The sequence below is a fragment of the Armatimonadota bacterium genome, assembly GCA_036504095.1.
Classification (GTDB): domain Bacteria; phylum Armatimonadota; class DTGP01; order JAKQQT01; family JAKQQT01; genus DASXUL01.
Genome location: DASXVS010000006.1, coordinates 1 through 7,802 on the forward strand (window position 1 = coordinate 1; position 7,802 = coordinate 7,802).

8 protein-coding genes are annotated in these 7,802 nt (G+C 66.1%); 1 reads left to right on the plus strand and 7 read right to left on the minus strand.

Features of this window, described 5'->3' with window-relative positions; genetic code table 11:
• A partial coding sequence (locus VGM51_01185) for a DegT/DnrJ/EryC1/StrS family aminotransferase (GenBank protein ID HEY3411649.1) occupies positions 1-594 on the plus strand: 594 nt, incomplete at its 5' end.
• Positions 595-776: 182 nt separating this feature from the next.
• On the opposite strand, the gene VGM51_01190 is transcribed toward VGM51_01185, so the two are convergent.
• The 7 genes from VGM51_01190 to VGM51_01220 form a co-directional block, all read right to left on the minus strand.
• Positions 777-2,336, minus strand: coding sequence for an O-antigen ligase family protein (locus VGM51_01190; protein HEY3411650.1), 1,560 nt, complete (start codon positions 2,334-2,336; stop codon positions 777-779).
• Positions 2,333-3,535, minus strand: coding sequence for a hypothetical protein (locus VGM51_01195; GenBank protein ID HEY3411651.1), 1,203 nt, complete (start codon positions 3,533-3,535; stop codon positions 2,333-2,335). Before VGM51_01195 ends, VGM51_01190 begins: the two co-directional genes overlap by 4 nt.
• Entirely contained in the window at positions 3,532-4,764 is a 1,233-nt protein-coding gene (locus VGM51_01200; protein ID HEY3411652.1) for a hypothetical protein, read from the minus strand. The genes VGM51_01195 and VGM51_01200 overlap by 4 nt, the downstream gene beginning before the upstream one ends.
• A 46-nt stretch (positions 4,765-4,810) precedes the next feature.
• Positions 4,811-5,251, minus strand: coding sequence for a glycosyltransferase (locus tag VGM51_01205; protein ID HEY3411653.1), 441 nt, complete (start codon positions 5,249-5,251; stop codon positions 4,811-4,813).
• Positions 5,252-5,298: 47 nt separating this feature from the next.
• The gene (locus VGM51_01210; GenBank protein ID HEY3411654.1) at positions 5,299-5,748 is read right to left on the minus strand and encodes a UDP-N-acetylglucosamine--LPS N-acetylglucosamine transferase; all 450 of its coding nucleotides are present in this window, start codon (positions 5,746-5,748) and stop codon (positions 5,299-5,301) included.
• Positions 5,749-5,851: 103 nt separating this feature from the next.
• Positions 5,852-7,240 (minus strand): sugar transferase, encoded by a 1,389-nt coding sequence (locus VGM51_01215; GenBank protein ID HEY3411655.1) that lies wholly within the window; start codon positions 7,238-7,240, stop codon positions 5,852-5,854.
• Positions 7,240-7,802: LCP family protein (locus tag VGM51_01220; protein ID HEY3411656.1), on the minus strand; the 563-nt coding region annotated here is incomplete at its 5' end. The genes VGM51_01220 and VGM51_01215, both read right to left, overlap by 1 nt.

The window sequence follows — 7,802 nt, forward strand, 5'->3', positions numbered from 1 at the left end:
TGCTTTAGTTTCAACGGCAACAAGCTGATCACGACAGGCGGTGGCGGGATGCTCGTCACCGACGATGAGGCGCTCGCACGACGGGCCCGCCACCTGTCTACTCAGGCGCGCCTCCCCGGCCCGGCCTACGACCACGATGAGGTGGGCTACAACTACCGGCTCACGAACGTCGCAGCAGCCATCGGGCTCGCCCAGGTCGAGGAACTGCCGTCGCTTCTGGGAGCGCGACGCGCCAACGCGGCGGCCTACGACAGCGCCATCGCCGGAATGCGCGGCATACGCCCGGCACCCCATGCGGCGTGGGCCGACCCGTCCTTCTGGCTGTACACCGCCGCCCTGGACCCGGAGCGCGGACCGGGGGCGCGCGACCGGCTTCTGATCGACCTGTCCGAAGCGGGCGTCGAGGCTCGGCCGATCTGGACACCCCTGCACCGCACGCGGCTCTGGCGCGACGCGCCGCGCCTCGGCGGCGCCGTCGCGGAGTCAATCTTCGACGTGGCGTTCAGCCTGCCGTCGTCGTCAAGCCTGGATGAGGCCGGCAGGGCGCGCGTCGTGGCGGCGCTGCGCGCAGCACTCGCGGATTCTGCGGCCTGAACTCGGTCGCCCCCGGAGACGGGTCGGACCGCCGGACATGCGGTTCTGGAGCCGCTGGCAACAGCCACGATGCCTCAGACTCCACCTTCCTTCAGAGTCTCGCACCACGATCCAGTGGTGATGGGGCCGGACCTGGGAGGGTCCAGTGGATCGCTCCATGCCCGACCGCCTCGCCCCCGGTCCTACGATCCCCGTTCTGACGTCCGCGTCCCAGGCTCTGGCCGCCATAGGTGCGCAGGAACACCCACTCGATGCTCCGTGCTTGCCAGTACGGAAGCCGCGATGACCCAGACGACGAGTTGGAGGTCGAGGTAGAAGACCGCGTTGTTGATGCTGTTGGCGATGTTGGTCATGCCGAAGGCGACCAGCGCGACGAGTGGAAGGCGTGCGTTAGCGTCCCTGAGCGCCCCTGCCAAGAGCCCGATCACGACCATGGCCTGGAGGCCAACGTACAGCAGGAACAGCAGCGCGCCTCCCTCCACCAGAGCGTAGACATAGTCATTGTGGGGCGCAACGCGATGCAACCCCGTCCGCTGCTCGAGCAATGTCGCGAACGTCCCCGTGCCACGTCCGACCAACGGCGACGCCCACCACTCGTTCATCATCGTGCGCCACACGAACAAGCGATACCGGAGCGACGCGGCTCCGCCACCCACGTCCTCGTCCCCCGAATTGGCGTCGGTCGCCGGCGTCGCCGCCGGCATACCGCCCGATGGGACCGGTGCCGTCGAGACAGTTGGTGCGCTCGTTGCCGTGGGGACAAACGTGGAACCGATGCGGGCCGACAGACCGCCACTCGACAGCATGAGGAGCGCGGACAACACCAGCACGACAGCCGCTCCTACCCAACGGCGTCGCGCGACCTCAAAGGCCATGAGGGCGACGACGGTCGTCAAGAACGGGAGCCGACTCGATGTCTGGACGAGGATAACCGACATCAATGCGAGGGCGAGGATCCCGGCGACCCAGCGCAAGCGCGGCGCAAAGCCCTCAGTGAGCGAGCTCCCAGCTAGGAAGACGACGCCTAGCTGCATCGCAAGGGCAAGCCCGACCGGCGAGGAGCCATACAGTCCACTGAGCCGCCAGCTACCGGCTGCGACGAGACCGCCCCCTGTCATCCACTGCACCAGCCCGCTCATCGCTGGCACCAGCAAGCCGACGGCCGCCGCGATGAGGACGATGTTTGCACCGCGGGCAGAGCCGAGCCACGCACGCGCACCGAGGAAGGCGCCGAGGTAGACAAGGTCCCGGGCGAGGACCGGCAGCGCCTTGAGAGGTGCCACGCTGTTGAGTGGCGTCAGGATCAGCGCCGCGGCCACGTAAGCCACGAATATGACGGCAGTCACATCCAGGCGGGGGCGATCCACGGCGAGCCACACCCAGATCACAACCGCCAATGCCCCCGTAAGCACCAAGCGAACATCCAGGGTGTTGCCGCCGATGGTCGCGAGCTGGATCCGGTGGAACGCGGTGAGTGCGGGCGCGATGAGCAGCGCGCCCAGCAGCATCAGGCGCCGGTCAATGTAGCCGGCAAGCAGCAGCCCGATCCCCAGTGCGCCAACACCCAGTCCGACGCCGGCAATCAGCAGGGCTATGCCCATCGCGACTGCGCCGCTCGCGACTGCCGCGCCGAACTGGTGTCGCCGCACCGATTCCGCTAGCTCGCCAAGCATCGAATCGTCGTAGCCAAACAGCCCGTCTGCGGCTGCGGACGGGCGCCGGGGCCAGTTCAGAAGACTCACGACATCACCGAGCAGATAGCGTCGGCGACGTTCAGGCTGGCGGAGCGCTCAGGGTCAACGAATATCCTCGCGGAGACAGCCTCCTGCTGGCGCCGCCGCAACTCCTCCCGGGCTAGGTCGTCTTCGAGAAGGGATGCGATCATCGCGGCTCCTTCCGGGGCGGACTCGAACCGTGGATAGCAGTCCGCAGGCGGCAGATGGTGGTCAAGCCGTCCAGCATGGACCACCTGACCCGGAACCACGACCGGTACGCCGCTGAGGCCAGCCTCGTCCGTCACGGTCGACATGCCGACGACGGCGACCGCGCACTTGCGCAGGACGTCCCCACTGCTGCCGTCGACCGTCAACAACCGGTCACCGAAGGCGTCAGCATAAGTCTGCGGAGATTCGCGCGGATGCCGCTTGACACGGAATCGAATTCCGCGGTCCCGGAGCTCGCGAGCTAGGTCAACGAGCAGCGCGGTCTGGCGATCCTGTAGGTCCGCGCCGATCCCAGCGTCCGCGAACGGCGTCGTGAAGGCGACTACGAGGTGGTGGGATTCCTCACTGGAGCCGACGGCCGGACTCAGGCCATCAAACCGGGGCTGCCCCGTAATCCGAATCCGATCGGCTGGGACGCCCAAGCGGCGGAACACGGAGGCGCCCTGAGGGCCACTGGCGCACAGTACGTCAGCGCCCCCCTCCCCGTAGCGCGATGCTGACATGTACGAAAACCCCATCAGCCGTAGCGCCTTGGACCCCACTCCCTTGCCGGCCAGGTAGAACCGTCGGCGGAGCGTGACCGGTCGAGGCGGAACCGCGGCGAGCACCCCGTCCTGCACGAGGACCACCCTGGCGCCGTGGTGGCGTGCTGTGTTGAGGATCAGCTTCTCCACGAGGCCCCTGTCGTTGCCGACCACCACCACGTCGGGCGACGTCGAGTCAATCCACTCCCGGAACGGGCGTCGGCAACGGAGCACGTCCCTCCAGACGGCGAGCACCGGCCTCCGGTAGAAAGAGGAGGAGACCCGCATCCCCGGCGCGAGCGTACCGACATCGATACCGAGGGACGCGGCGCACGTGGTCACGCCCTGGTTGTAGACGCAGTCGAGCGACCAGAGTTGAGCGTCCACGCCCCTACGCTCAAGCTCCTGCATGACGGGAGCGAACTGCACCACATGCGCGTCGTTCGAGGCCACGAAGGCAACACCGCCGGTCATCGTGCGCGCACCAGCGCCGTCGCTGCCGTGGCGACCACGACTGCTCCGACCAGTGTCCCGATCGCAGGACCCGCAAGGCCCACGCCTGAGATCAGGAGAATGAGGCCGATCGCAAACGCTGAGCATGCCCCGGTGAGATACACGCCGACCAAGAGCCAGGCCCGCCCGATCACCACAAGCAGGTTGGTCGACCCGCTGGCGGCACCGAGAATCGTGCCCGCGATGCAGAGGATCGCCAAAGGCAACAACGATGGCGCGAAGTCGCCCAATCGAGCCCGCACAAGCATCGCGGTGACCGCGAGGATCGCGATGCCGCCCGTACCCGTGAGGGCTGCAGTCAGCAACGACTGCCGGGTGGCCAGGCGTCGCGCGGCCTCGCGATCCCTCTGCCCGTACACGTAGCCCATTCTCGGATACATCTGCTGACCGATGATCAAGAGGAGTAGCAGGAGGGCGGACGCAACCGTCGACGCAAAACCATAGAGCCCAAGCTCCTGACCACCGCCTGCCGCGGCGACGACCCACCGATCCTGAGTCACCAACATCGCGAACGCCAGACCGCTCAGTGCGATGGGAAGTCCCGATCGTATCTGTCGCCTTAGGAGTGCGACCGGGAACGACGCACGCAGGTCTGGGCGCAAAGTCATTGCCGAGAGTATGGCCGCCGAGGCCCAGGCCGCGCTCTGACCGGCGATGAGCCCGGCGACACCTAGTGCGCTGAGTGCCGGAAGCGAAACCAGCAGGAACACGCCCGCCATGACGAATTGCTGTGCGGCTGCCTCACCGAATCGGATCCTAGAACGAAGCGTCGCTTGATAGCAGAACACGACTTGCTGGAGAGACACAGCGACGGCAACGAAGAACATGAGCCACGGATCACTTCTCTGCACCAGCCCAACGCCCAAGATGAGCAGAAACAGCCCGATGGCGCTGACGAGTGAGGCGCCCAGTGCTGCCTCTTCGGATTCTCGGGCCTCGTGCGGCCGAGATCGGCCAAGGAGGATGGGGACCTCCCGGTTCATCGCGTTCACCACACCCAGGGTTGCGTACGGGGTGTAGGAGAGGACGGCGACGACGAGGACCCAGACTCCGAAGTCTGCCGGACCCAGCGCGTCAGCGCCCACCAGGGTAATCAGGAATCGAGCACCCTGAAACGCGATCGACGACACGAGGAAGAGCAGGCTCGCCCGCAGCGAGGGTGTTCGGAAGCGCGCGAGCAGCGCGCTCATCGGTCAGACCACGTCTGGGCCGATGCGGAGCCCGGTATCAGGGCCTTCACCCCAAGCGACGAGGCTGGATGATTTCGGCGAGTTGGCAGATCACCTCCGGAGACGGGCCGATGTAGAGGGGTACTCCGTCTCGATTCCCGACCTCGCGGAGAACCCGGGGCAGTGAGGTAACGTCGGTCACAAGCCGGATAGGACGCCGCTGCGAGAACCACGTGCAGAAGCGGACCTGGTGATCATCCACGTGCTCGCCATACCGAGGATCACGTGGCACGACGACCGGTGCCTTACCGGCCGCCAGCACTGCCATTATCGACCCTGGACCGCCGTGGGTTATGACGACGCGGGCGGCCCGAATCATCCCTTCCAGCTCTGCGTACGGCAGGACAGCGTGCCCGGTTGCGTGGACAGGCTGGTAGTCAAATCGGGCAGCCTGAATGACGACAGGCTCCTGGATCTCGCGTCGCTCGAGCATGCGGTCCAACTCCATCACAAGCCTATCCATCGCTTGAGGATGGGTGCCCAGCGTTACGAAGATCACAACAAGGGCCCGAGAAGGTGGGCGCTCTTGTACAGGTCGAGCTGTTCGGGCCACTGGACGAGCATGTGCTGCGTCAGGGGCTGGACGAGCCGACCGGTGAGCGTCGCCGAGGCGATCCGGTCGATGACCTCGATGTAGATATTGGTCGTCCCGTGCAAGCGGCCAAGGTAGAAGAATGGCACAGCAACCGCCGCACCGGTCGAGATGACGTGCGTGGGCCGCTCGTGCGCAAGCACAGAACGAGCCAGGAACGTATTGCGAACCAAGTTCTTGGCATTCCGGTTGGTCGGGTGATGACACCAGTAGACACGCTCGCCCTGGAGCTGAGAGATCGCGTCGGGGGTGGGAAAGGTCACCCAGAAACGGTCCCAACGCTCCCACAGGGAGCGGAGCGCGAGGAGTTGCGCAAGGTGGCCACCGCTGCTCCCGACCAAGGCCAGGCGAATAGGTGCACGCGAAGGCGACCCACCGTGATCGAGTTCGTCGCCGAGAGTGGTCGACATTACCAGCGTCGCAGGCGATCGGAGACCTGGTGTGCCAGACTCACGCCTATCGGCCACTCAACATCGCGGGAATCGTCCGAGCCATGATCTTGAGGTCGAGCCAGATCGACCAGCGGTCGATGTAGGTGAGGTCGAGCTCTACCCAGCGGTCGAACTCCGCCTCCAACCGCGCCGACACCTGCCAGAGCCCGGTGATGCCAGGTTTCATCGACAGCCGGCGGCGGTGCCACAGGTCGTATTCTGCCACCTCACCCGGGATGGGAGGGCGCGGCCCGACAATGCTCATCTGCCCCCGCAACGCGTTCCAGAACTGGGGAAGCTCGTCCATGCTGGTCCGCCGGAGGATGCGGCCGATGCGCGTGATCCGGGGGTCATCGCCGATCTTGAAGGCGGGGCCAGCGATCTCATTTCCCTCGGCGACTTCGGCCAGGCGCGCCTCTGCGTCCGGAACCATCGTCCGGAACTTGACGATCTTGAACGGCCTGCCATTGAGGCCGACCCGTGTCTGTCGGAAGAGGACCGGCCCTCGGTCCTCGAGCCAAATTGCCGCGGCCAGGACGAGGAGGACGGGCGACAGCACGACGAGGGCAAGGCTGGCGAGTAGCACGTCCATCACCCGCTTGGCCGCGAGGCCAATGAGCCGATCAGGGCCGTTCGAGATCGTCAGGATCTGGAATTCGCCGAGCGTCTCGACACGACCTCCGCTGATGGGGGCGACGTGCGGCAGCAGGACGAGCCTCATCCGCTTGCCCTCCTGGTGGCAGAGGGCCGCGACAGGTTCCACGTAGTCGAGCTCGTCAGTCTCGAACGCAGCAAGCACCTCGTCGACGACCGTATCGTGCATGACTACCTCGACGTCTTCGATCGGCGCGAGGACCGTCGGGCAGAACGCGGACGGTTGCCCGAGGTAGCCGGTGATCCGATAGCCGAGCGCAGGGTGACGAGCTAGGCGCATTGCCACGTCGCGCGCAGCCGCGCCCGTCCCGAGAACGAGGAGGTTGCGCGTTCCGATGTTCCGATTTCGCGCGAGCACCAGTCCCCAACGCAGGAGGCCGCGTTGTGCAATCGAGAAGACCAGTTGGGCCGAGAACAGGATCGCCAGGAAGAGCCGGCTGACCTCCGGCGCATGGACAAGGAACAACAGGCTGAACACCGACACACTGGCGAAGAGGGTGGCCCGTAGGATGTCGGTGACCTCGCCCCGCAGCGTCCATCGCGACCGTAGCTGGTCAAGCTCCTGGAGCCACTCCGCCCCAACCCAGATGACAGCGTAGGCGAACGCCCAGGTCCACCATGGGGCGCCTGCCGCCTCCCATGACGCGGTCCAGCCGGCGCCGAGCCGGACGATCGACACGAGCACGAACAGGCCGACAGCCGCGAGGCCGTCCGCGAGGAGCAGCGCCAAGCGAAGGAGGCGAACGTGGTAGCGGAACATCAAGGTTGGCTGTAGCGACTGTCGCTGCCGAACAGCTTCTTCGACAGGTCCGCGACCTTGTCCATGTGGAGCTGCAGCGTCCAAACGCCGCCGGTCGAGGAGGTGGGCGGGTGGAACGCAATGGGATACGTCAGCACGGTGCGGTTGATCGCCTCCGTCTTGACTGCGCGCGCGAGGGCAATGAACTCGTCGAACCGGTCAGTGGGCAAGTTCGTCCGGACGGTGTCGCCCGCCGCCTTGATGATGTCGGGCAACTTCGTAATCATGTCCGGCGACGTCAACTTGCTGCGAAGGGCAACAAGCAACTGCTGCTGGCGAGCGGCGCGCGTGAAGTCCGAGTCGCCGATGCCCTGGCGCGACCGCGCGTAGGCGAGCGCGGTGCGGCCGTTGAGCGTCACCGGACCGGCATCCAGATAGAATCCCGAGGTGCCGTCCAGCCAGTCGTAGCGCGGGTCATTGATCGCCTTCGGATTGTCGACCGTCACGCCGCCCACGGCGTCGACCATTCTGCGGAAGCCCTGCAGATCAATGGCCGCAAAGTAGTGGATGGGCACACCCACCA